The 21,807-nt window shown below is 71.3% G+C and carries 21 protein-coding genes; 11 read left to right on the top strand and 10 right to left on the bottom strand.

Features of this window, described 5'->3' with window-relative positions; all coding sequences use genetic code 11:
• Positions 1–32 precede the first annotated feature (32 nt).
• The 5 genes from AB0937_RS24760 to AB0937_RS24740 all read right to left on the bottom strand — a co-directional run bounded on the left by AB0937_RS24760 (position 33) and on the right by AB0937_RS24740 (position 5,159).
• A complete protein-coding gene (locus AB0937_RS24760) occupies positions 33–1,640 on the bottom strand; it encodes an FAD-dependent monooxygenase (RefSeq protein ID WP_366714364.1) in 1,608 nt (535 codons plus the stop codon).
• 176 nt (positions 1,641–1,816) lie between these two features.
• Entirely contained in the window at positions 1,817–2,710 is an 894-nt protein-coding gene (locus AB0937_RS24755) for an amino acid ABC transporter permease (protein WP_366714363.1), read from the bottom strand.
• Positions 2,707–3,372 carry an amino acid ABC transporter permease gene (locus AB0937_RS24750; RefSeq protein WP_366714362.1) on the bottom strand — a complete coding sequence of 222 codons (666 nt, stop codon included), beginning with the start codon at positions 3,370–3,372 and terminating at the stop codon, positions 2,707–2,709. The genes AB0937_RS24755 and AB0937_RS24750 overlap by 4 nt, the downstream gene beginning before the upstream one ends.
• An 84-nt stretch (positions 3,373–3,456) precedes the next feature.
• Positions 3,457–4,299 (bottom strand): glutamate ABC transporter substrate-binding protein, encoded by an 843-nt coding sequence (locus AB0937_RS24745; protein WP_366714361.1) that lies wholly within the window; start codon positions 4,297–4,299, stop codon positions 3,457–3,459.
• Positions 4,300–4,382: 83 nt separating this feature from the next.
• On the bottom strand, positions 4,383–5,159 hold the full coding sequence (locus tag AB0937_RS24740; protein WP_366714360.1) for an amino acid ABC transporter ATP-binding protein: 777 nt from the start codon (positions 5,157–5,159) through the stop codon (positions 4,383–4,385).
• A gap of 291 nt (positions 5,160–5,450) precedes the next feature.
• Here AB0937_RS24740 and AB0937_RS24735 point away from each other — a divergent pair, with 291 nt between their 5' ends.
• Both AB0937_RS24735 and AB0937_RS24730 read left to right on the top strand, forming a co-directional pair.
• On the top strand, positions 5,451–6,137 hold the full coding sequence (locus tag AB0937_RS24735) for a response regulator transcription factor (RefSeq protein ID WP_366714359.1): 687 nt from the start codon (positions 5,451–5,453) through the stop codon (positions 6,135–6,137).
• 9 nt (positions 6,138–6,146) lie between these two features.
• Positions 6,147–7,553, top strand: coding sequence for a HAMP domain-containing sensor histidine kinase (locus tag AB0937_RS24730; protein ID WP_366714358.1), 1,407 nt, complete (start codon positions 6,147–6,149; stop codon positions 7,551–7,553).
• Positions 7,554–7,591: 38 nt separating this feature from the next.
• Here AB0937_RS24730 and AB0937_RS24725 read toward each other — a convergent pair whose 3' ends face one another.
• Entirely contained in the window at positions 7,592–8,593 is a 1,002-nt protein-coding gene (locus tag AB0937_RS24725; protein WP_366714357.1) for a TAXI family TRAP transporter solute-binding subunit, read from the bottom strand.
• A 96-nt stretch (positions 8,594–8,689) separates the two neighbouring features.
• Here AB0937_RS24725 and AB0937_RS24720 point away from each other — a divergent pair, with 96 nt between their 5' ends.
• The gene (locus AB0937_RS24720; RefSeq protein WP_366714356.1) at positions 8,690–9,097 is read left to right on the top strand and encodes a MazG nucleotide pyrophosphohydrolase domain-containing protein; all 408 of its coding nucleotides are present in this window, start codon (positions 8,690–8,692) and stop codon (positions 9,095–9,097) included.
• A gap of 60 nt (positions 9,098–9,157) precedes the next feature.
• Here the strand turns inward: AB0937_RS24720 and AB0937_RS24715 are convergent, their stop codons facing one another.
• Positions 9,158–10,375 carry a cation:proton antiporter gene (locus AB0937_RS24715; protein ID WP_366714355.1) on the bottom strand — a complete coding sequence of 406 codons (1,218 nt, stop codon included), beginning with the start codon at positions 10,373–10,375 and terminating at the stop codon, positions 9,158–9,160.
• Between the two features lie 4 nt (positions 10,376–10,379).
• Positions 10,380–10,865, bottom strand: a complete 486-nt coding sequence (locus AB0937_RS24710) for a TrkA C-terminal domain-containing protein (protein ID WP_366714354.1) — start codon at positions 10,863–10,865, stop codon at positions 10,380–10,382.
• A 244-nt stretch (positions 10,866–11,109) separates the two neighbouring features.
• On the opposite strand from AB0937_RS24710, the gene AB0937_RS24705 reads away from it, so the two are divergent.
• The 4 genes from AB0937_RS24705 (at position 11,110) to AB0937_RS24690 (ending at position 15,426) form a co-directional block, all read left to right on the top strand.
• On the top strand, positions 11,110–12,057 hold the full coding sequence (locus AB0937_RS24705) for a sensor histidine kinase (RefSeq protein ID WP_366714353.1): 948 nt from the start codon (positions 11,110–11,112) through the stop codon (positions 12,055–12,057).
• The gene (locus AB0937_RS24700; protein WP_366714352.1) at positions 12,057–12,710 is read left to right on the top strand and encodes a response regulator transcription factor; all 654 of its coding nucleotides are present in this window, start codon (positions 12,057–12,059) and stop codon (positions 12,708–12,710) included. The genes AB0937_RS24705 and AB0937_RS24700 overlap by 1 nt, the downstream gene beginning before the upstream one ends.
• 267 nt (positions 12,711–12,977) lie before the next feature.
• Complete coding sequence (miaB, locus tag AB0937_RS24695) at positions 12,978–14,501, top strand: tRNA (N6-isopentenyl adenosine(37)-C2)-methylthiotransferase MiaB (protein ID WP_366714351.1); 1,524 nt, start codon at positions 12,978–12,980, stop codon at positions 14,499–14,501.
• A 211-nt stretch (positions 14,502–14,712) separates the two neighbouring features.
• Complete coding sequence (locus AB0937_RS24690) at positions 14,713–15,426, top strand: class III extradiol dioxygenase subunit B-like domain-containing protein (RefSeq protein ID WP_366714350.1); 714 nt, start codon at positions 14,713–14,715, stop codon at positions 15,424–15,426.
• Positions 15,427–15,580: 154 nt separating this feature from the next.
• Here AB0937_RS24690 and AB0937_RS24685 read toward each other — a convergent pair whose 3' ends face one another.
• Entirely contained in the window at positions 15,581–15,958 is a 378-nt protein-coding gene (locus AB0937_RS24685; protein ID WP_366714349.1) for an antitoxin, read from the bottom strand.
• 26 nt (positions 15,959–15,984) lie between these two features.
• Positions 15,985–16,284 carry a hypothetical protein gene (locus AB0937_RS24680; RefSeq protein ID WP_366714348.1) on the bottom strand — a complete coding sequence of 100 codons (300 nt, stop codon included), beginning with the start codon at positions 16,282–16,284 and terminating at the stop codon, positions 15,985–15,987.
• A gap of 182 nt (positions 16,285–16,466) precedes the next feature.
• On the opposite strand from AB0937_RS24680, the gene miaA reads away from it, so the two are divergent.
• From miaA to AB0937_RS24660, 4 genes are all read left to right on the top strand, one after another.
• Positions 16,467–17,405 carry a tRNA (adenosine(37)-N6)-dimethylallyltransferase MiaA gene (miaA, locus tag AB0937_RS24675; RefSeq protein ID WP_366714347.1) on the top strand — a complete coding sequence of 313 codons (939 nt, stop codon included), beginning with the start codon at positions 16,467–16,469 and terminating at the stop codon, positions 17,403–17,405.
• A gap of 108 nt (positions 17,406–17,513) precedes the next feature.
• Positions 17,514–18,026, top strand: coding sequence for a hypothetical protein (locus tag AB0937_RS24670; RefSeq protein WP_366714390.1), 513 nt, complete (start codon positions 17,514–17,516; stop codon positions 18,024–18,026).
• Between the two features lie 138 nt (positions 18,027–18,164).
• A complete protein-coding gene (gene dapF, locus AB0937_RS24665; protein WP_366714346.1) occupies positions 18,165–19,037 on the top strand; it encodes a diaminopimelate epimerase in 873 nt (290 codons plus the stop codon).
• A gap of 295 nt (positions 19,038–19,332) precedes the next feature.
• Positions 19,333–21,591, top strand: coding sequence for an HD domain-containing protein (locus tag AB0937_RS24660; protein WP_366714345.1), 2,259 nt, complete (start codon positions 19,333–19,335; stop codon positions 21,589–21,591).
• Positions 21,592–21,807 lie beyond the last annotated feature (216 nt).

Below are 21,807 nucleotides of genomic sequence, written 5' to 3'. Positions count from 1 at the left end.
GCGTGACAGTCAGCACATCACCTCTGCGGGCGTCAGCGTGATCCCGCCGAAGCACCTGCCTCCGCCTGCGCCTTCACCGGACCGCCCACCGTCGCCTCCGCTGCCGCGTACAGATCCGCCGGGCGCACTCCGCCCAGCGCGGTGACGAGGTGCCCGTCGGGACGTACCAGCAGCACGGTGTGCGCGGCCGCGCCCGGATAGCTCTCCGCGACGAGCAGCTCGGCGGGGTGCGGCAACGCGGCGACCGCCGCCGCCAGCTGCGGCATGATGCCCGCGCTGACCCAGTGCCTGCGCTCCCACACCCCCGTTCCTGGCGCGATCAGCACCACGAGCAGCGCACCGCGGCCGAGCCGGTCCCGCAGCCGTACGAAGGTGCCGTCCTCCGCGGTGACCCGTACGTCGGTGACCGGTGCTCCGGGAGGTGTGTCGACCGGGACCTCCCCCTCGAGCCGCGAGGGCGCGAGCGGCGAGTCGGCGTACGCCCCCGGCGCGCCGAGCTGGCCCTGCCCCAGGTGGCCCTCGGTGAGGAGCGCGTCGTGCCCCCGGGAGGAGCCGGGCACAACGGCGCGCAACCCTCCACCGCCGCGCAGCACCGGCAGTGCCTGGTCGGCGGCGCGGAGCCGGGCGGCGACGACCGCCCGGCGTTCCGTCTGGTAGCTGTCGAGGAGCGCCTCGTGCGGCCCGTGGTGCCAGGCCACAGCGAGTTTCCAGGCGAGGTTGTCGGCGTCCCGCAGGCCCTCGTCCAGCCCGTGCGTGCCCAGCGCGCCGAGCAGATGGGCCGCGTCCCCGGCGAGGAACACCCGGTCGGCGCGCCAGCGGCGGGCCAGCCGGTGGTGGACGGTGTGGACACCGGTGTCCAGCAGCTCGTACGGCGGGGTCGTGCCGCCCGCCCAGCCGGCCAGGGTTTCCCGGATGCGGGTGAGCAGCAGTTCGGGGGTGACCAGGTCCTTGCCGGCCGGCAGGAGCCAGTCCAGACGCCAGACGCCGTCCGGCAGCGGGCGCGCGGTGACCTCACCGGCCGAGGGGCCGGACGTGCGCCAGGGCGGCAGGCGGTGCAGCAACGCCTCGTCGTGCCAGGGCAGTTCCGTACGGAGCGCGGCGACGGCGTGACGTTCCACCGCCGTACGGCCCGGGAAGCGGATGTCCTGGATCTTGCGGACGGTCGAGCGGGGGCCGTCGCAGCCGACCAGGTAACTGCCGCGCCACCACGTGCCCCCGGGGCCGCGGGTGTGGGCCGTCACGCCCGAGCGCTCCTGTTCGAGGCCGTCGAGGCGACTGTCCACCGCGACCTTGACGAGCCGTTCGCCCGTGAGGGCCGCGCGCAGGGCGCCGGTCAGCACGTGCTGCGCGATGTGCAGGGGGGCGGGCTCGGTGCCGTCGAAAACGACCTCGCGCATCACCTGCTTGCGCCGCATGGACCGCCATCCGGCCCAGTGCGCGCCGGCTCGGCCGAGGGGCACACCGGTCAGCCGTTCCATCAAGGCGGCGGTGTCCTCGCGCAGGACGACGGTGCGCGCCGCGCGAGGTTCGTCCTTCCCCGGGCCTTCGTCGAGGACGACGCACGGCACCTCCTGACGCGCCAGCGCCAGGGCGAGCGTGAGCCCGACGGGCCCCGCTCCGACGATGATCACCGGATCCACGGCGAGCCGCCCCCCGCCCGCGGTGATGTCTTGAGAGACGTAGGTGAACAGGAGGGTGGAGCAGGGTGCACGATCACAGAACGTATGCAACCTATTGCGGGTGCTTGCGTCAAGTGACCAGGGGCAGTGGCGATCATGCCACTGCCCCTGAGTGTGTCACGTGAGGTGACCGGGTGTCAGACGGTGCCTCCGGCACCGGTCCCGGCCGTGCCGGCGATCTCCGCGTCGTTCGGGCCCACGACCGCGCCCGTCGACTTCTTGGCGCGCCGCAGCCGGCGCTCCAGCCAACTGGCGAACGAGGTGAGGGCGAAGTTGAGCGCGATGAAGATGACCGCCACGACCGTGAAGCTGGCGATGACGTTCGCGCCGTAGTAGCCGCTCATCGTGTTCGCCGAGGAGAGCAGTTCGGCGTAGGTGAGGACGGCGCCACCGAGTGCGGTGTCCTTCACGATGACGACCAGCTGGCTGACGATGGCCGGGAGCATCGCGGTGACGGCCTGCGGCAGCAGGATCAGGCGCATCAGCTGGCCCTTGCGCAGGCCGATGGCCATCGCCGCCTCGGACTGCCCCTTGGGCAGGGACAGGATGCCCGCCCGGACGATCTCCGCCAGTACGGAGGCGTTGTAGAGCACCAGGCCGGTGACGACCGCGTAGAGCGGACGGTCGTCGGAGGTGACGTTGGTGTACTCGGCGAAGAGAGCGAGGCCGAAGATCATCAGGACCAGCACGGGGATGGACCGGAAGAACTCCACCACGACCGCGGCCGGCACCCTGACCCACACGTGGTCGGACAGACGGGCGATGCCCAGGACCGCGCCGAGCGGCATCGCGATGATCACCGCCAGGGCGGCGGCCTTCAGGGTGTTCTGCAGACCCGGCCAGATGTACGTGGACCAGGCCTCGGTGTGGACGAACGGCTCCCACAGGGCCCATTCGAGCTGGCCCTTGTCCTTGAGGGTCCCGATGACCCACCACAGCAGGGCCGCGACGGCGACCAGGAAGACCACCGTGAGGATGACATTGCGGCGCTTGGCGCGAGGTCCCTGCGCGTCGTACAGAACAGAGCTCATCGCTTCACCGCCACCTTCTTGCCCACCCAGCCGAGGAACAGGCCGGTCGGCAGCGTCAGGATCACGAAACCGAACGCGATGATCGCGGAGATCAGCAGCAGCTGCGCCTCGTTCTCGATCATCTCCTTCATCAGCACCGCCGCTTCGGCGACACCGATGGCGGCGGCCACCGTGGTGTTCTTGATGAGGGCGATCAGCACGTTCGCCAGCGGCACGACGGCCGACCGGAACGCCTGGGGCAGCACGACCAGACCCAGCACCTGGTTGAAGTTGAGACCGATCGCGCGGGCCGCCTCCGCCTGCCCGACCGGCACCGTGTTGATGCCGGAGCGCAGCGCCTCGCACACGAAGGACGAGGTGTAGAGAATGAGGCCCAGTACGGCGAGCCGGAAGTTGATCGTCTCGACGTCGTTCGCGCCGAGGGAGACTCCCAACGTCTGGTTCAGGCCCAGCGACGTGAACAGGATGATGACGGTCAACGGGATGTTGCGCACGATGTTCACGTACGCGGTCCCGAAGGCGCGCATCAGCGGCACCGGGCCGACGCGCATGGCGGCCAGCAACGTGCCCCAGATCAGGGAGCCGACGGCGGAGAGCACAGCGAGCTGCACTGTCGTCCAGAAGGCTCCCAGCAGGTCGTAATCCTCAAGAAAGTCGAACACGATCTCCCGTGCTTCCGCGTGTAGGGATGCCCACGCCGGTGCGCCGCCCCTTCCGGTGGGCGGCGCACCCTGTCAGGCGCTGCTTCAGCTCTTGATCTCGCCGATCTTCGGCGCCGGCTCGTTCTTGTAGTTGGCCGGGCCGAGGTTCTCGTCCACGGCCTTCTGCCAGGACTTGTCGGCGACCATTTCCTCAAGGGCCTTGTTGATCTTGTCCTTGAGGTCGCTGCCCTTCTTGACGCCGATGCCGTAGTTCTCGTTCGTCAGCTTGAAGCCGCCGAGCTTGAACTTGCCCTTGAACTGCGACTGGGCGGCGTAACCGGCGAGGATCGAGTCGTCGGTGGTCAGCGCGTCCACGGCACCGTTCTGCAGACCGGGCAGGCAGGCGGAGTACGTCGGGTACGGCTGCAGCTGCGCCTTGGGAGCGAGCTTGTCCTTGACGTTCTGCGCCGAGGTGGAGCCGGTGACCGAGCAGAGCTTGGCGTTGTTCAGGTCCTTCGGCGACTTGATCTTGTTGTCGTCCGCACGAACCAGAACATCCTGGTGCGCCAGCAGGTAGGGACCGGCGAAGTCGACCGACTCCTGGCGCTCCGGGGTGATCGAGTACGTCGCCGCGATGAAGTCGACGTCACCACGCTTCAGCATGGTCTCGCGGTCGGCGCTCTTCGCTTCCTTCCACTCGATCTGGTCCTCGTTGTAACCGAGCTTCTTCGCGACGTACGTGGCGACGTCGACATCGAAGCCGGCGTAACCCTGCGGCGTCTTCTGGCCGAGGCCGGGCTGGTCGAACTTGATGCCGACCGTGATCGTCTTGCCGCCGCCGTCGGAGCCGGAGTCGCCGCCCGTGCTGTTGTCGCCGCCGCACGCGGTGGCGGTGAGAGCGAGAGCGAAGACGGTGGCCGAGGCGGCGGTGACCTTGCGGAGCTTCATGATGAACATCCTTTGGCTGGTGAAGAGATGCGGGCCCTCAAGGGGCGGGCGACACGGGGGCGCGTCGGACGCGACCCACGCCGTCAGTGGTGCAGGATCTTCGACAGGAAGTCCTTGGCACGGTCGCTGCGCGGATTGCTGAAGAACTGATCGGGCGCAGCCTCCTCGACGATTCGGCCGTCTGCCATGAACACCACGCGGTTTGCGGCCGATCGTGCGAAACCCATCTCGTGGGTGACGACGATCATGGTCATGCCGTCGCGGGCGAGTTGCTGCATGACCTCCAGCACCTCGTTGATCATCTCGGGGTCGAGCGCGGAGGTGGGCTCGTCGAAGAGCATCACCTTCGGCTCCATGGCCAGGGCGCGCGCGATGGCGACGCGCTGCTGCTGGCCGCCGGAGAGCTGAGCCGGGTACTTCTCGGCCTGCGCGCCCACGCCGACCCGGTCGAGCAGCGCCCGGGCCCGATCCTCGGCCGCCTTCTTGTCCTTCTTGCGGACCTTGATCTGGCCGAGCATCACGTTCTCGAGCACGGTCTTGTGCGCGAAGAGGTTGAAGGACTGGAAGACCATGCCGACATCGGCGCGGAGCTTGGCGAGCTCCTTGCCCTCGGCGGGCAGCGGCTTGCCGTCGATCGTGATCGAGCCGGAGTCGGTCGTCTCCAGGCGGTTGATGGTGCGGCACAGGGTGGACTTGCCGGACCCGGAGGGTCCGATGACCACGACGACTTCACCGCGGGCGATCGTCAGGTCGATGTCCTGGAGTACGTGCAACGCGCCGAAGTGCTTGTTGACGCTCTTCAGGACGACCAGTTCTCCGGTCGCGGCCACATCTTCCTTGGCCACCGATACTTCGGTCATCGCTCTCAGGCTCCGTCCTCCTCGGTTTCGGAGGACAGTAGTTACCCTCTACGACCTGCGTCATTACATCTGAGGGGAATCTGAGCATCACGATCCGATAGCAATCGGACACGTGTCGTAGCACTTGTGAGCAGCGCTGATATCGGCCGGGTAACGGAAGGGCTCCGCAACCGGAACTCTCTTGACGCCGTCCTCATCCATCAGCGTGACTGCACAAGGTGCACACGCGCGTGTGTGCACGCATTTTGTACGCATCCAGATCGTACGGCCAGTGAACTGAAGGGGGACCGGATGAGACTGCTGCTCGTCGAGGACGACAACCACGTCGCCGCCGCCCTGTCGGCGGTTCTGGCGCGGCACGGGTTCGACGTCACGCACGCGCGCAGCGGTGAGGAGGCCCTTCAGGCACTCGTCCCCGAGGGTGACTGCTTCGGCGTCGTCCTCCTCGACCTCGGCCTGCCCGACCAGGACGGATACGAGGTCTGCGGCAAGATCCGCAAGCGCACCAGCACTCCGGTGATCATGGTCACCGCCCGCTCCGACGTGCGCTCCCGCATCCACGGCCTCAACCTCGGTGCCGACGACTACGTGGTGAAGCCCTACGACACCGGGGAGCTGCTCGCCCGGATCCACGCGGTCAGCCGGCGCACCTCCCACGAGGACACCTCCAGCGGCATCGAGACCGAGCTGCGGCTCGGCCCGGTGCACATCGAGCTGCCCACCCGCAGGGTGAGTGTGGACGGGGCGGTGATCAGCCTGACCCGCAAGGAGTTCGACCTGCTGGCCCTGCTGGCGCAGCGGCCCGGAGTGGTCTTCCGCCGGGAGCAGATCATCAGCGAGGTGTGGCAGACCAGCTGGGAGGGCACCGGGCGCACCCTGGAGGTGCACGTCGCGTCGCTGCGCGCCAAGCTGCGGATGCCGGCCCTCGTCGAGACCGTCCGCGGAGTCGGATACCGGCTCGTCGCGCCTGCCGGGTAGCGGGGCCGGGTGCGCACTCGTCTGCTCCCCCTGCTCATCGTCCTGATGGCGGCCGTGCTGCTCGCGCTCGGCGTGCCGCTGGCCGTGAGTCTCGCCGGCGCACAGCAGCAGAAGGTCGTCGTCGACCGGATCGACGACACGGCCCGCTTCGCCGCCCTCGCCCAGTTCGTCACCGACTCGCCCGACGGCACCACCGGCGCCTTCGAGAACGAACGCCTGGCCACGCTCAGCAGCGAGCTCCGCAGCTACTACGAGGTCTACGGCATCCGGTCCGGTGTCTTCTACCGCACCGGCCGGGCCATGGCCCACGCACCTGCCGAGTGGTCGCTGCCCGAGGAGGGCGAGGTGCGGGACGCCTTCGACGAGGCGAAGCTCAGCCGTCGCAGCCACGACCCGAAGCAGGTGTGGCCCTGGCAGCGCCGCAATCTCGTGGTCGCCTCGCCGGTCATCCGGGACGGTGACGTCGTCGCGGTCGTCGTCACCGACTCGCCCACCGGGCAACTGCGCTCCCGCACGCTGCACGGCTGGCTGGTCATCGGCGCGGGCGAGTTCGCCGCGATGCTGCTGGCCGTCGGTGCCGCCCTGCGACTGACCGGCTGGGTGCTGAAGCCCGTGCGCGTCCTCGACGCCACCACCCACGACATCGCCACCGGGCGGCTCAAGTCCCGGGTCGCGGCCGCCGGCGGGCCGCCGGAGCTCCAGCGCCTCGCCCGGTCGTTCAACGAGATGGCGGACAACGTCGAGGATGTGCTGGAACAGCAGCGCGCCTTCGTCGCCGACGCCTCGCACCAGCTGCGCAACCCCCTCGCCGCGCTGCTGCTGCGCATCGAGCTGCTCTCCTTCGAACTGCCCGAGGGCAACAAGGAGATCGCCTCGGTCCAGGCCGAGGGCAAGCGCCTCGCGCAGGTCCTGGACGACCTGCTCGACCTGGCGCTGGCCGAGCACACCGAGGCGGATCTGAAGGTCACCGACATCGGGGAGCTCGCCGCCGAACGCCTCGCGGCCTGGGCGCCGACCGCCGAGGCCAAGGGTGTGCGGCTGGTGGGGGACTGCCCGCCCACGACCGCGTGGGCCGACCCGGTCGCCCTGTCCAGCGCGCTGGACGCCGTCATCGACAACGCGGTGAAGTTCACGCCCGGGGGGCAGGCCGTGGGGGTGACCGTCGCCTCCAACGGCGACACCTCCACGGTCGTCGTGACCGATCAGGGGCCGGGCCTGACCGAGGAGGAGCTGACCCGCGTCGGGGACCGCTTCTGGCGCAGCGGCCGGCACCAGAACGTCAAGGGCTCGGGTCTCGGGCTGTCCATCTCACGGGCACTGCTCGCGGCGGGCGGCGGTTCGATCGCGTACGACCGTCATGAGCCGCACGGACTGAAGGTGACGGTGTCGGTACCGAGATCGGCGCCCACGGCCTGACCGACGGCAACCCCGTCGGGCCGGGTGCGGCTCGGGCGCTACGGCTTGACCGACTGGTAGTAGCGCTGGGCGCCGAGGTGCAGTGTCAGCGGGTCGGTGTAGATCGCCGTACGGACGTCGACCAGCTGCGCGGAGTGGACGGTCGCGCCGATGAGGTCCCGGCTGTCGAGCACCGTACGGGTCAGCCACTCGGTGAGCCGCGGATCCATGTCGCTGCGCGTGATCAGCAGGTTGGACACCGCCAGCGTCGGTACCGCCTTGCCGCGCTGAATGGTGGGGTAGGCCGATTCCGGCATCTTCGTGGCCCGGTAGTAGCGCGTGGCGCCGCCCTGATCGTGCAGTCTGGCCACGAGCGTGGCGTCGATCGGCACGAACCGGAAGGCCGACGCCGACTTCTTGGCGGGCCGGCTGAGCCCGTCGGTGGGCAGGCCGCCCGACCAGAAGAACGCGTCCAGGCCGTGGCCCAGCCGCTTGGGCCCGGTGTCGATGCCGTCCGACGACGGCATGATGTCCTTCTCCGGGTCGATGCCGGCCGCCCTGAGCACGCCGTTCGCTATCAGCCGCACACCGGAGTCGGGCAGCCCTATGGCCACACGCTTGCCCCGCAGATCCGCCACGGAGCGGATCTCCGAGTCCGGGGGCACGACGAGCTGGACGTAGTCGTCGTACAGGCGCGCGACACCGCGCAGCCGGTCGGCTCCCGGGGCCTTGCCGAGTTTGTAGGTGGCGACCGCGTCGGCCGCGGCGATCGCGAAGTCCGCGTCGCCCGTCGCCACGTCCGCGACGTTCTCCTGCGAACCGGCGCTGGGCTGCAACCGCACCTTCAGGTCGGGCATGTCCTTGTCGATCTCGTCGCTCAGGAGCCGGCCGTACTCGTGGTAGACGCCCGCGCGGGTGCCCGTGCTGAACGTGATCGTCCCGCCCGGCGGTTCATCGGCCCAGGGGCGCAGCCACCACATCAGCAGCCCGAGGACCACGAGGGAGGCGGTGCCGCCCTGCAGGGCCCGGCGCCTGCCGACGGGGGTGAGCGTTCTGGACATGCGGGCGATCCTGCCAGCCAGGAGGCACCCTGACCAGGGCAGGGGTCACAAGCCGGCGGTGGGGGAGTGTCGGTGGGCGGTACTACAGTCGCCCCCATGAGTTCTTCGCCCGCTGACCTGGTCCGTGAATTCCACCGCGCCTTCGGCCTGGACGCCCGCAGTACCCCTACGGAGGTCTCCGCGGAACTGGCGGCCCATCGCGGCGAGCTTCTCGCGGAGGAGGCGGCTGAGGTCGCCGAGGTGTCGGTGCGGGGTCCGCTCGACCGGCTCGCCCACGAGTTGGCGGACGTGGTGTACGTGGCTTACGGGACCGCTCTCGTGCACGGGATCGACCTCGACGCGGTGCTCGCCGAGATCCACCGCTCCAACATGACGAAGCTCGGCCCCGACGGCTCGGTCTCCCGCCGGGAGGACGGCAAGGTCCTCAAGGGCGAACACTACGAGGCGCCGGACGTGCCGGGGGTGCTGCGCAAGCAGGGGTGGGTGCCGGGCGGAAACGCCTGACCGGGGCCCGCGACGCGCCCCGGCCACCGGTGTCGGGGCCGGCCCGGCACCCCGTCCCCCTCAGTCGGCGACCGGTGCCTCCGTCTCCGCTGCTCGGGGTGCGGGCTGCGAGGGGCGGGGTGCACGGCGGCGGGACCACCACGTCGCCACCGGCTCGGTGTAGCGCGCGGTGAGCGGGCCCAGGACGACCAGGATCAGTACGTACGCGGTGGCCAGCGGGCCGAGGGACGGTTCCACACCGGCCGCGACCGCGAGACCCGCGATGACGATCGAGAACTCGCCGCGGGCCACCAGCGCGCCGCCCGCCCGCCAGCGGCCCTTGACGGAGATCCCGGCCCGCCGGGCCGCCCAGTACCCGGTGGCGATCTTCGTCAGTGCGGTGACGACGGCCAGGCCGAGCGCGGGCAGCAGGACGGGCGGGATGCTCGACGGGTCGGTGTGCAGCCCGAAGAAGACGAAGAAGACCGCCGCGAACAGGTCACGCAGGGGGCTCAGCAGGGTGTGCGCGCCCTCCGCGACCTCCCCCGACAGCGCGATGCCCACCAGGAAGGCCCCGACCGCCGCCGACACCTGGAGCTGCTGGGCGATACCCGCGACCAGGATCGTCAGGCCCAGCACGACCAGCAGCAGCTTCTCGGGATCGTCGCTGGAGACGAACCGGGAGATGAGCCTGCCGTAGCGCAGGGCGAGGAACAGCACCAGCCCGGCGGCGCCCAGCGCGACCGCCAGGGTGACGCTGCCGGCCAGCAGCCCGACGCCCGCCACCAGCGCCGTGACGATGGGCAGGTACACCGCCATCGCCAGATCCTCCAGCACCAGCACACTGAGGATCACCGGCGTCTCCCGGTTGCCGACCCGGCCCAGATCGCCCAGCACCTTCGCGATCACACCGGACGACGAGATCCAGGTGACACCGGCCAGCACGACGGCGGCCACCGGGCCCCAGCCGAGCAGCAGCGCCACGGCGGCGCCGGGGAGCGCGTTGAGGGCGCAGTCGACCAGACCGGACGGGTAGTGCGTCTTGAGGTTGGAGACCAGGTCGCTCGCCGTGTACTCCAGGCCCAGCATCAGCAGCAGCAGGATGACGCCGATCTCCGCGCCCGTGGCGATGAACTCCTCGCTCGCGCCGAGCGGCAGCAGACCGCCCTCACCGAAGGCCAGACCGGCCAGGAGGTACAGGGGGATCGGCGAGAGCCGGAACCGGGCGGCGAACCGGCCGAGCAGGCCGAGGCCGAGGATGATGGAACCGAACTCGATGAGCAGAACAGCGGAGTGCAAAAGTTCACTCCCGCCCGAGTATGGTCGCGGCCGCGTCGACGCCCTCGCGGGTGCCGACGACGATCAGCGTGTCACCGCCCGACAGACGGAAGTCCGGCGCGGGCGACGGGATGGCCTCGGCCCGCCGTAGCACGGCCACCACCGACGCACCCGTCTCCGTCCGCATCCGCATGTCGCCGAGCACCCGCCCGTTCCAGCGGGAGGCCGCGGGCACCTCGATCCGCTCGGCGACAAGCCCGAGATCCGTGGTGTACAGCAGGCTCGGGCTGTGGTGGGACGGCTTCAGCGCGTCGATCAGCGAGCCCGCCTCCGAGCTGGTCAGCTTCAACGAGTGCGCGCAGGAGTCGGGATCGTCGGACCGGTACACGTTCACCGTGCGCGTGCCGTCGCGGTGCGCCACGACCGACAGATGGCGGTGTTCCCGGGTCTCCAGGTCGTACTGGACCCCGATGCCCGGCAGCGGCGTCGCCCTCAGGCGCGGAGCTGACACGTTGCTTCCCCTTGTTCGTCTCGTCCGTCGTGGTCGTGCTGTTCGTGCTGCTGGTCTTGTTTGTTCTGCTGTGCCGGCCCGATGTGACCGGTGTCGATCATCGGACGGGTCAACTCCGCATGCTCCCATCCGGCCGTACGGTGACGACATGGGTGTCGTGACGGATATACGCAGCGGCCGGTCGCGGGAGAGAGTGAACGGGGCAGTGCACTGCGCGAAGGCGGGAAGGAGCGGATCGGCGAGCGTGTCGTTGTTCTGGCGGATCTTCTCGCTCAACGCCGCCGGCCTGGTCGTGGCCACGGCGCTGCTGCTCGGCCCGGTCACCGTGTCCACCCCCGTCCTCGCGGGCGAGGCCCTCGTCCTGCTCGGCGGTCTGGTGCTGCTGCTCGCCGGCAACGCCCTGGTACTGCGGTTCGGCCTGGTGCCCCTGCGGCGGCTTGACCGGGCGATGGCGACTGCGGACCTGCTGCGCCCGGGCTCCCGGCCCGTGGTCTCGGGCCCGGCGGAGACGGCCGGGCTGATCACGACGTACAACACGATGCTCGACCGGCTGGAGGCCGAGCGGGCCGCGGGCACGGCCCGGGCGCTGTCCGCGCAGGAGAGCGAACGGCACCGGATCGCCCGGGAGCTCCACGACGAGGTCGGACAGACCCTGACCGCCGTCCTCCTCCAGCTCAAGCGCGTCGCCGACCGGGCGCCCGAGGACCTTCGCGAGGAGGTGGGCCAGGCGCAGGAGGCGACCCGGGCCGGCCTGGACGAGATCCGGCGCATCGCCCGCCGCCTGCGGCCCGGCGTACTGGAGGAACTCGGGCTGGCCAGCGCCCTGCGTTCGCTCGCCGGCGAGTTCACGACCCACGGGCTGACCGTGCGCCATCACGTCACCGGCGAGCTTCCCGCCCTGACACCGGAGGCGGAGCTCGTCGTCTACCGGGTCGCCCAGGAGGGCCTGACCAACACCGCCCGGCACGCCGCCGCCGACCGGGCCGAACTCCGCCTCCATCCGGTCCCCGACGGCGTCGGGCTCCTCGTACGCGACAACGGCACGGGCCTCGGCGACGCCCCCGAGGGCGCCGGCATCACGGGCATGCGCGAGCGCGCCCTGCTGATCGGTGCCACGCTGACTCTGGAGCCGGCGCCGGGCGGGGGCACCGACGTACGGCTGCGCGTACCGGTGACCGAAGGGCCCCGCTGATGTCCACACCGATCCGTGTGCTGCTCGCCGACGACCACACGCTCGTGCGCCGGGGCGTGCGCCTCATCCTGGACGGGGAGCCCGGCCTCACCGTGGTGGCGGAGGCCGGGGACGGTGCCGAGGCCGTGGCCAAGGCCCGGGAAACGCCCGTGGACCTGGCCGTCCTGGACGTGGCCATGCCCCGCATGACCGGCCTCCAGGCGGCCCGGGAACTCTCCCGCCGGCTGCCCGGCCTGCACATCCTGATCCTCACGATGTACGACAACGAGGAGTACTTCTTCGAGGCGCTGAGGGCAGGGGCCAGCGGCTACGTCCTCAAGTCGGTCGCCGACCGCGATCTGGTCGAGGCCTGCCGGGCCGCCGTGCGCGACGAGCCGTTCATCTACCCGGGAGCCGAACGCGCCCTCGTCCGCTCCTATGTGGAGCGGCTGCACCGGGGCGACGACCTCCCGGAACGGGCCATCACCGAGCGCGAGGAGGAGATCCTCAAGCTGGTAGCCGAGGGCCACACCTCGAAGGAGATCGGGGAGCTCCTCTTCATCAGCGCCAAGACCGTCGAGCGCCACCGCGCCAACCTGCTGCAGAAGCTCGGCATGCGCGACCGCCTGGAGCTGACCCGGTACGCGATCAGGGCCGGACTCATCGAGCCCTGAGGCCGGCGCGGGGACCGCCCACAGCCGCCCGGAGCCCGTGCCCTATTCCAACGGACCCGCGATTCAGCCCCTGAGGCCGGCGCGGCTATCACCCACGATCTCGGGCGACGGCTCCCACGGCTTCGGCGCCGCCGACGCTCCCGTCCGGCCGGCGGCACAGCGGCGCTGACCGCACCGTCCGCTCCGTCACCGTCGTGCGGCCGCGGGTCCCGGGCGGCCGCAGCACCTTGTGGACGCCGCCGTCCGGGAAGCACCTACCCTTGAACCATGACCAGCAGCAGCGACCGGAGCCCGGCAGTGGACGTTCGATCATCGAAGACCTATGAGATCCGGACCTACGGATGCCAGATGAACGTCCACGACTCCGAGCGATTGTCCGGACTGCTGGAGGACGCGGGCTACGTCCGCGCACCCCAGGGCGCCGACGAGGCGGACGTCGTCGTCTTCAACACCTGCGCGGTGCGTGAGAACGCCGACAACAAGCTGTACGGCAACCTTGGCCACCTCGCCCCGAAGAAGGCGAGCCGCCCCGGGATGCAGATCGCGGTCGGCGGCTGCCTCGCGCAGAAGGACCGCGACACCATCGTGAAGAGGGCGCCCTGGGTGGACGTCGTCTTCGGCACGCACAACATCGGCAAGCTGCCCGTCCTGCTGGAACGCGCGCGCGTGCAGGACGAGGCGCAGGTCGAGATCGCCGAGTCGCTGGAGGCGTTCCCGTCGACGCTGCCGACCCGGCGCGAGAGCGCCTACGCGGCCTGGGTCTCCATCTCCGTCGGCTGCAACAACACCTGCACCTTCTGCATCGTCCCGGCTTTGCGCGGCAAGGAGAAGGACCGCCGCCCCGGCGACATCCTCGCCGAGATCGAGGCCCTGGTCGCCGAGGGCGTCTCCGAGATCACCCTGCTCGGGCAGAACGTCAACGCCTACGGCTCCGACATCGGCGACCGCGAGGCATTCAGCAAGCTGCTGCGCGCCTGCGGGACGATCGACGGCTTGGAGCGCGTCCGCTTCACCTCTCCGCACCCGCGCGACTTCACCGACGACGTCATCGCCGCCATGGCCGAGACGCCTAACGTGATGCCGCAGCTGCACATGCCGCTCCAGTCCGGCTCCGACCCGGTCCTGAAGGCGATGCGCCGCTCCTACCGCCAGGAGCGCTTCCTCGGGATCATCGAGAAGGTCCGCGCCGCCATCCCGCACGCCGCGATCAGCACGGACATCATCGTGGGCTTCCCCGGCGAGACCGAGGAGGACTTCGAGCAGACGTTGCACGTGGTGCGCGAGGCCCGCTTCGCCCAGGCCTTCACGTTCCAGTACTCCAAGCGCCCCGGCACCCCGGCCGCCGAGATGGACGGCCAGATCCCCAAGAAGGTCGTCCAGGAGCGCTACGAGCGGCTCGTCGCCCTCCAGGAGGAGATCTCCTGGGAGGAGAACAAGAAGCAGGTCGGCCGCACGCTGGAGCTGATGGTCGCCGAGGGCGAGGGCCGCAAGGACGAGACCACCCACCGCCTGTCCGGCCGCGCCCCCGACAACCGTCTCGTGCACTTCACCAAGCCGGACCAGGAGGTCCGCCCCGGCGACGTCGTCACGGTCGAGATCACCTACGCCGCCCCGCACCACCTCCTCGCCGAGGGGCCCGTGCTGGACGTGCGCCGCACGCGTGCGGGCGACGCCTGGGAGAAGCGGAACGCGGCCGAGAAGGCCAAGCCCGCCGGCGTGATGCTGGGCCTGCCGAAGGTCGGTGCACCGGAGCCCTTGCCGGCCGTGGCGAGCGGGTGCGGCTGCGACTGAGCCGTGCCCCCGCCGCCCCGCGCCGTGGCGCGGCGGGTGTGGCCGTGAGCGTGCCGGGCGGTCGCCGTCCCGTGCGGTTGTGATTGTTCGGGTACCGCCGCCCGTGCGGTTGTGACTGTTCGGGTCCCTGCCGCCCCGTGCGGCTGTGACCGTGCCGGGCGGCCGCCGCCCCGTGCGGTGACGCCGGCCGCTGAGCGTTACCCTGCCGATCATGCTTGTCGCCGCCGCTGTCTGCCCCTGCCCGCCCCTGCTGGTCCCCGACGTCGCCGCGGGCGCCGCGCCGGAACTGGATGCCGCGCGGGTCGCCTGCACGGACGCGCTGGGCGTGCTCGCCGCCGCCCGGCCGGGACGGCTCGTGGTCGTCGGACCGAAGGACGGTGCCGGGCTCGAGACCTACCCGGAGGGCACCGCGGGGTCCTTCCGGGGCTTCGGCGTCGACCTCGACGTGCGGCTGGGAGCGGCCGAGAACGCGGACACGGAACAGCGCCTGCCGTACTCGCTGGCTGTGGCCGCCTGGCTGCTGGAGCGGGCCGGCTGGTCCGACGCCCCGGTCGAGGGACTCGGGGTGGCGGAGTCCTCCCCGTCAGAGCTGTGCGCGCGGTACGGCAGGGACATCGCCGCCCGGGCCGAGCGGGTGGCCCTGCTGGTGATGGGGGACGCCAGCGCGTGCCGGACGCTCAAGGCGCCGGGCTACCTGGACGAACGCGCCGCGCCCTTCGACGCGGAGGTCGCGCGGGCGCTCGGCGCGGCCGACCTGGCCGCACTGACCGCGCTGGACACCGGTTTGGCCCAGGAGCTGAAGGTGTCCGGCCGGGCCCCCTGGCAGGTCCTGGCGGGCGCGGCCGAGGGCGCGAACCTCGGCGGTTCACTGCTGTACGAGGACGCGCCCTACGGAGTGGGCTACGTCGTCGCCGCCTGGTCGTAGCGCGGGGTGTGAGCAGGGTTCGGGCCCGGGCCGCAGGGGCGGGAACACGGCGGACGGCCGGGAGCCCTCGTGCTCCGCGGCCGTCCGCCGATGTGTCCTTCCGTGCCCGTCAACGTGCGGGTGCGCGCACGTGATCCTCGGCGCCGACGCGACCTCAGGAAGTGGGCGGCGGCGCCCCGGGAGGCGGAGTGCCGCCCGCGTCCGTCGGAGGAGCCGTCTTCGGTGGGGGAGCCGTGTCCCGCGGTGGTGCCGTCCGGCCGGTGCCGGGAGGCGTCGTCGTGCCGTCCGGGCCGGGCGTGGTCGTGCCCCCCGGTGCGTGGTCACCATGGTGCGTGAGTCGGACCATGGCACCCTTGGCCCGGCCCGTGCCCGACTGGATCCTGTCGCTGTACTTGCCCTTGGTCCTCTTGTCGACGGCCTGCGCGGCCTTGTCGAGACCGTGGTGGATCTTGCCCTCATGCCGCTGTGCGAGGTCGGAGACCTTGTCCTTGGCCGGGCCCAGCTTGGCTTTCACGTTGTCCATGAGACCCATGGCTCACCTTCCCTCACGCGGGGCGGTCACGTGCGGGCGCCCTCGCCGGCCTCGTTGTCGGCCGCCTTCTCGGTGGACTGCTGCTTGGGGATGTCGACGCCCTCGGACTCGGTGACCTCGGCGGCGGCCTCGGCGGCCGGCACCGCCGCTTCCGTGGCTCCGTCGGTGCCCTTCGCCTTCGCAGCCTCGGCCGCTTCGGCCGTCTGCGCCTGGGCGGTCTCCGTCTCCGTCTCGGTCCCTGCCTTAGCGGTGTCGGCCTGAGCCTCGGCTGCAGGCGTCTCCGCCGTGGCCTTCGACCGCCGGAGAAGTCGTGCAAAAACGCCCATATCTACTCCATACGTTACTCGTGCGGGCGAAATCCCGCGTTGCCCGGTGCGTCAATTTGCGCGGCCCGGGCCACCGCCTCTGCGGTCCGGCGGCAGGAACCTCGCAACGGGCAACGACCCCGCGTCCGCCGCGTCACGTAACTCGTTCGAGACCAGGTGGTGAGGTTTGCGAGACTGGTGCGGTGAGCAGCGCACCCCCCGCCCCCCGCGTCATCGCCGTCGTCGGGCCGACTGCGGCCGGAAAGTCCGATCTGGGCGTTTTCCTGGCCCAGCGGCTCGGCGGCGAGGTCGTCAACGCCGACTCCATGCAGCTCTACCGAGGGATGGACATCGGTACCGCCAAGCTGACGCCCGAAGAACGCGACGGAGTCCCCCACCACCTGCTGGACATCTGGGACGTGACCGTCACGGCGTCCGTCGCCGAGTACCAGCGTCTGGCCCGCGAGCGGATCGACGCGCTGCTCGCCGAGGGCCGCTGGCCGATCCTGGTCGGCGGCTCCGGCCTGTACGTGCGCGGGGCCGTCGACAACCTGGAGTTCCCCGGCACCGACCCCGAGGTCCGCGCCCGCCTGGAGGAGGAGCTCGCGCTGCACGGTTCCGGCGCCCTGCACACCCGCCTGGCCGCCGCCGACCCCGAGGCGGCCCGCGCGATCCTGCCGAGCAACGGCCGCCGGATCGTCCGCGCGCTCGAGGTGATCGAGATCACCGGCAGGCCGTTCACGGCCAACCTCCCCGGCCACGACTCGGTGTACGACACCCTCCAGATCGGCGTCGACGTGGCCCGCCCCGAGCTCGACGAGCGCATCGCGCGCCGGGTCGACCGGATGTGGGACGCCGGTCTCGTGGACGAGGTGCGCGCACTCGAGGCGCACGGGTTGCGCGAAGGGCGTACGGCCTCGCGCGCGCTCGGCTACCAGCAGGTGCTCGCGGCGCTCTCCGGGGAGTACACGCTCGGCGAAGCGCGGGCCGAGACCGTGCGTGCCACCAAGCGCTTCGCGCGCCGCCAGGATTCGTGGTTCAGGCGCGATCCGCGGGTGCACTGGTTGAGTGGGGCCGCGGCCGACCTCACGGAACTTCCGCAGCTCGCACTGTCCTTGGTCGAACGACCGGTTACAGCCTGATCACGTCATGGCATCGGGACGCCCAGGCCGTCATCCGGCCCCTCGGCGGCGTGCCATCATCGAGCTTCGATCGACCGAGTTGAGTCCTAGTTGGGAGGGCGCGTGGCGATGGAGGCCGGCCCTCGCGACACCGCACGAAGCACCGATCACATCACCGCCGAGCGGGATGAGCCGGGGCTCGGGGACGTCTCGGAGCAGGAGACGGACCACCTCAGCTCCGACGGGCCCGACGAGACGCCGGGCGTGACGGACGACGGTCCCGAGCCCGGCGAGATGTTCGCCGACGAGGTCGAGGTCGAGCTGCGCCCGCAGCGCCGGCTCGGCATCTGGCAACTGGCTCCCATCGTGGCCCTCGCGGCAGTCGGCTCCCTGATGTTCGCGTTCCCGCTCGCCTTCGACTTCGGCGACAGCGGGGCCGTCATCGCCATGCTGGGCCTGCTGATCTGCTCCTGCGCGGCCGGCTGGGGCATGATGGCCGCCCGCCGCGTCGGCTACACCTGGCCGGGCCTGCCGGCTCGTGGCTCCGGCCGCAGACCCGACTGGCGGGTCGTCGTCGCGTACGCCCTGGTCGTGGCCGTCGTGGTGGTCCTCGCCGTGTGGCGTGTGGCGCGACTGCGCTGATCGCCTTACGGCCGCGGGGGCGCCGTGCAGGCGCGCCGGGCGCTGTCGCAGGTACTCCGGGGTGCTGCCGTCAGTCACCCCAGGGCGCTGTCCCGGGCGCGGCGGGGCGATGTCGGAGGCACCCCTTACGATCGAGGCATGAGCACGCGGATCGCCTTCCTCAAGGGCCACGGCACCGAGAACGACTTCGTGATCGTCCCGGACCCGGAGAACGCCGTCGACCTGCCTCCTGCCGCCGTCGCCGCCTTGTGCGACCGGCGCGCGGGCATCGGCGGTGACGGGCTTCTGCACGTGGTGCGGTCCGCCGCGCACCCCGAGGCGAGGGACATGGCCGCCGAGGCGGAGTGGTTCATGGACTACCGCAACAGCGACGGCTCGATCGCGGAGATGTGCGGCAACGGCGTGCGGGTGTTCGCGCGCTACCTCCAGCGCGCCGGTCACGTGACCGAGGGGGACCTCGCGGTCGCCACGCGCGGGGGCGTGAAGACGGTGCACATCGCCAAGGACGGTGACGTGACCGTCGGCATGGGCCGGGCGGTGCTCCCCGAGGGTGACGTCACGGTGAGCGTCGGCGAACGCAGCTGGCCCGCCCGGAACGTCAACATGGGCAACCCGCACGCGGTCGCCTTCGTGGACGACCTGGCGCACGCCGGTGACCTGCTCTCCCCGCCGCCCTTCAGCCCGGCGGCCGCCTACCCGGACGGTGTGAACGTCGAGTTCGTGGTCGACCGGGGCCCCGGGCACGTCGCGCTGCGCGTGCACGAGCGCGGCTCCGGCGAGACCCGCTCGTGCGGCACGGGCGCGTGCGCGGTCGCCGTGGCCGCCGCCCGCCGCGACGGCGCCGACCCGACGGCAACGGGCACCCCGGCCACCTACACCGTGGACGTCCCCGGCGGCACTCTGGTGATCACCGAGCGGCCCGACGGCGAGATCGAGATGACCGGCCCGGCCGTGATCGTGGCCGAGGGCGAGATCGACGCGGACTGGCTGGAAACGGCGACCTCCGAGTGAGCCGGAGCCGGGTGTCCTGAAACACCCGCGCACCTTCGGCCGCAGACCCGAAACGGCAGTTGAATCCGGCCACTTGGCGGAATCCGCATCACCGGCCTCGCTCTGTCCAGGGGTACAAAACCTCACATTCATCCCTCGAATGGGTGATCAGTTTCACGCTGGGCGAGAGGCGGCCGGTCCGGCGTGGTGGGCTCGGTAGCATCAAGCACCGGCCCGGACGGGGGACCGAAGCCGCCCCCTGAGTCGTGTCCGCTCTGGGGCACCCGTCCGCCGGTTGACGCAGCCGGAGGTGCCCATGAGTGCGGAGGCCACGAATTCCGTGACCCCAGGCCAGATGCCGGGCGCGGTGTCAGCAGCGGTGACGCCGACAGCCCCCCGCAGAAAGGCCCGCCCCCGGATCGACCTGCGTCGCCTCGGCCGCGCGGCCCTGCTCGGCCCCGCCGCCCGAGGCCGGCTGCCCGACGCCATCAGCCACGTCGTCGACGCCCACCGCGCCCACCACCCCGACGCGGACCTCGAACCCCTGCGCCACGCCTACGTCCTGGCCGAGTCCTCGCACCGCGGCCAGATGCGCAAGAGCGGCGAGCCGTACATCACGCACCCCCTCGCCGTGACCCTGATCCTCGCCGAACTCGGCGCCGAGACCACGACGTTGACCGCGTCCCTGCTGCACGACACCGTCGAGGACACGGACGTGACGCTGGACCAGGTCCGTGACCAGTTCGGTGAGGAGGTCCGCTACCTCGTCGACGGCGTCACCAAACTGGAGAAGGTCGACTACGGCGCCGCCGCCGAACCCGAGACCTTCCGCAAGATGCTCGTCGCCACCGGCAACGACGTCCGCGTCATGTCGATCAAGCTCGCCGACCGGCTGCACAACATGCGCACCCTCGGCGTCATGCGCCCCGAGAAACAGGAGCGCATCGCCAAAGTGACACGTGACGTGCTCATCCCGCTCGCCGAACGGCTCGGCGTCCAAGCGCTCAAGACCGAACTGGAAGACCTCGTCTTCGCGATCCTGCACCCCGAGGAGTACGCGCACACCAGGGAGTTGATCGTCCGCAACGCGGCCCGCGCGGACGACCCGCTCGCCGAGGTCGCCGACGAGGTGCGCGGTGTGTTGCGCGAGGCGGACATCCCGGTGGAAGTCCTCATCCGCCCCCGCCACTTCGTCTCGGTGCACCGCGTCTCCCGCAAACGCGGCCGGCTCCGCGGCTCCGACTTCGGCCGCGTCCTGGTCCTGGTGAACGAGGACGCCGACTGCTATGCCGTCCTGGGTGAACTGCACACCTGTATGAAACCGGTGGTCTCGGAGTTCAAGGACTTCATCGCCGTACCGAAGTTCAACCTGTACCAGTCGCTGCACACGGCCGTGGCGCGTCAGGACGGCCAGGTCGTCGAGGTCCTCATCCGCACCCACCAGATGCACAAGGTCGCAGAGGCCGGCGTCGTCGCCCTCGGCAACCCGTACGCACCGGCCCCCGAGGACCCGGCCGACGGCGAGCGCGTCGACCCCACCCGCCCCGGCTGGCTCTCCCGGCTCCTCGACTGGCAGGAGGCGGCACCCGACCCCGACCACTTCTGGTCGACCCTGCGCGAGGACCTCGCCCAGGACCGTGAGATCACCGTCTTCCGCCCCGACGGCGGCACCCTCGGCCTGCCCGAGGGGGCGACCTGCGTGGACGCGGCCTACGCGCAGTACGGCGAGGACGCGCACGCCTGCATCGGCGCCCGGGTGAACGGCCGACTGGCGACGCTGAGCACCGTGCTGAGGGACGGCGACACCGTCCAGCTCCTCATGGGCCAGGACGCGGCGTCGGAGCCTTCCCGGGAGTGGCTGGAGCACGCGCACACTCCCGCCGCACGGATCGCCATCCAGCGGTGGCTGGCCGCCCATCCGGCACAGACGGAGTCCCAGCAGAGCGAGGGGGCGCGGATCGCGGAGAACCGGACAGGCGTCCGGCCCCCGGACGGCAGGACAGGTGTCCGGCCCGCGGACGGCGCAACAAGGGTTCGGCCCACCGGCGGCCGGTCAGGGGCCCGGCCCACCGGCGTACCCGAGCCGGACGCGGTGCCCGAACAGCCCGCCGACCGCTCCGCCACCGGCACCGTCCTCGCCGACCTGCCCGGCGCGTCCGTCCGGCTCGCCCGCTGCTGCACCCCCGTACCGCCCGACGAGATCACCGGCTTCGCCGTACGCGGGGGAGCGGTCACCGTGCACCGCGTGGAGTGCGCCGCGGTGGCGCGCATGAAGGCCGGGGGGCGTGCGGAGGTCGGCGTGCACTGGGGGGAGGCCGCCGAGTGCCGGGTCACGCTGGTCGCGGAATCGTTCGTCCGCCCCCATCTGCTGGCCGACCTCACCGAGGCCATGGCGTCGGAGGGTGCCGAGATCGTCTCTGCGACCGTCGAGCCGCCGACCCAGCAGCAGGTGCGGCACACCTACACCGTGCAGCTCCCCGACGCGGGCCACCTGCCGGGCCTGATGCGCGCGATGCGCGACGTGGCCGGGGTGTACGACGTCAGCAGGTCACAGCCGCAGCCACAGGGCAACTGACACGGCACGGCCGTCTCACGGATTCACCATCTGTGCGCTGAGCCGGCCCGGACCTGCCGGGCGGCGGGACTGCACGCGGAGCGGATGCCATCGGCCCACCGCACCTTCCGGGCGGTCTCGACCGGGGGCGGGAGCGGCACCCGGCGCAGGCCCCGGTCCCCGGTTCGGGTGGGGCGGAAGCGCGCCGCCCGCAGCGCTCAGTCGTGCGCTGATAGC

The organism is Streptomyces sp. NPDC047880 (assembly GCF_040706515.1).
Classification (GTDB): domain Bacteria; phylum Actinomycetota; class Actinomycetes; order Streptomycetales; family Streptomycetaceae; genus Streptomyces.
Note: the sequence above shows the minus strand (reverse complement) of the source record. Positions and strands in the feature narration are given on the sequence as shown.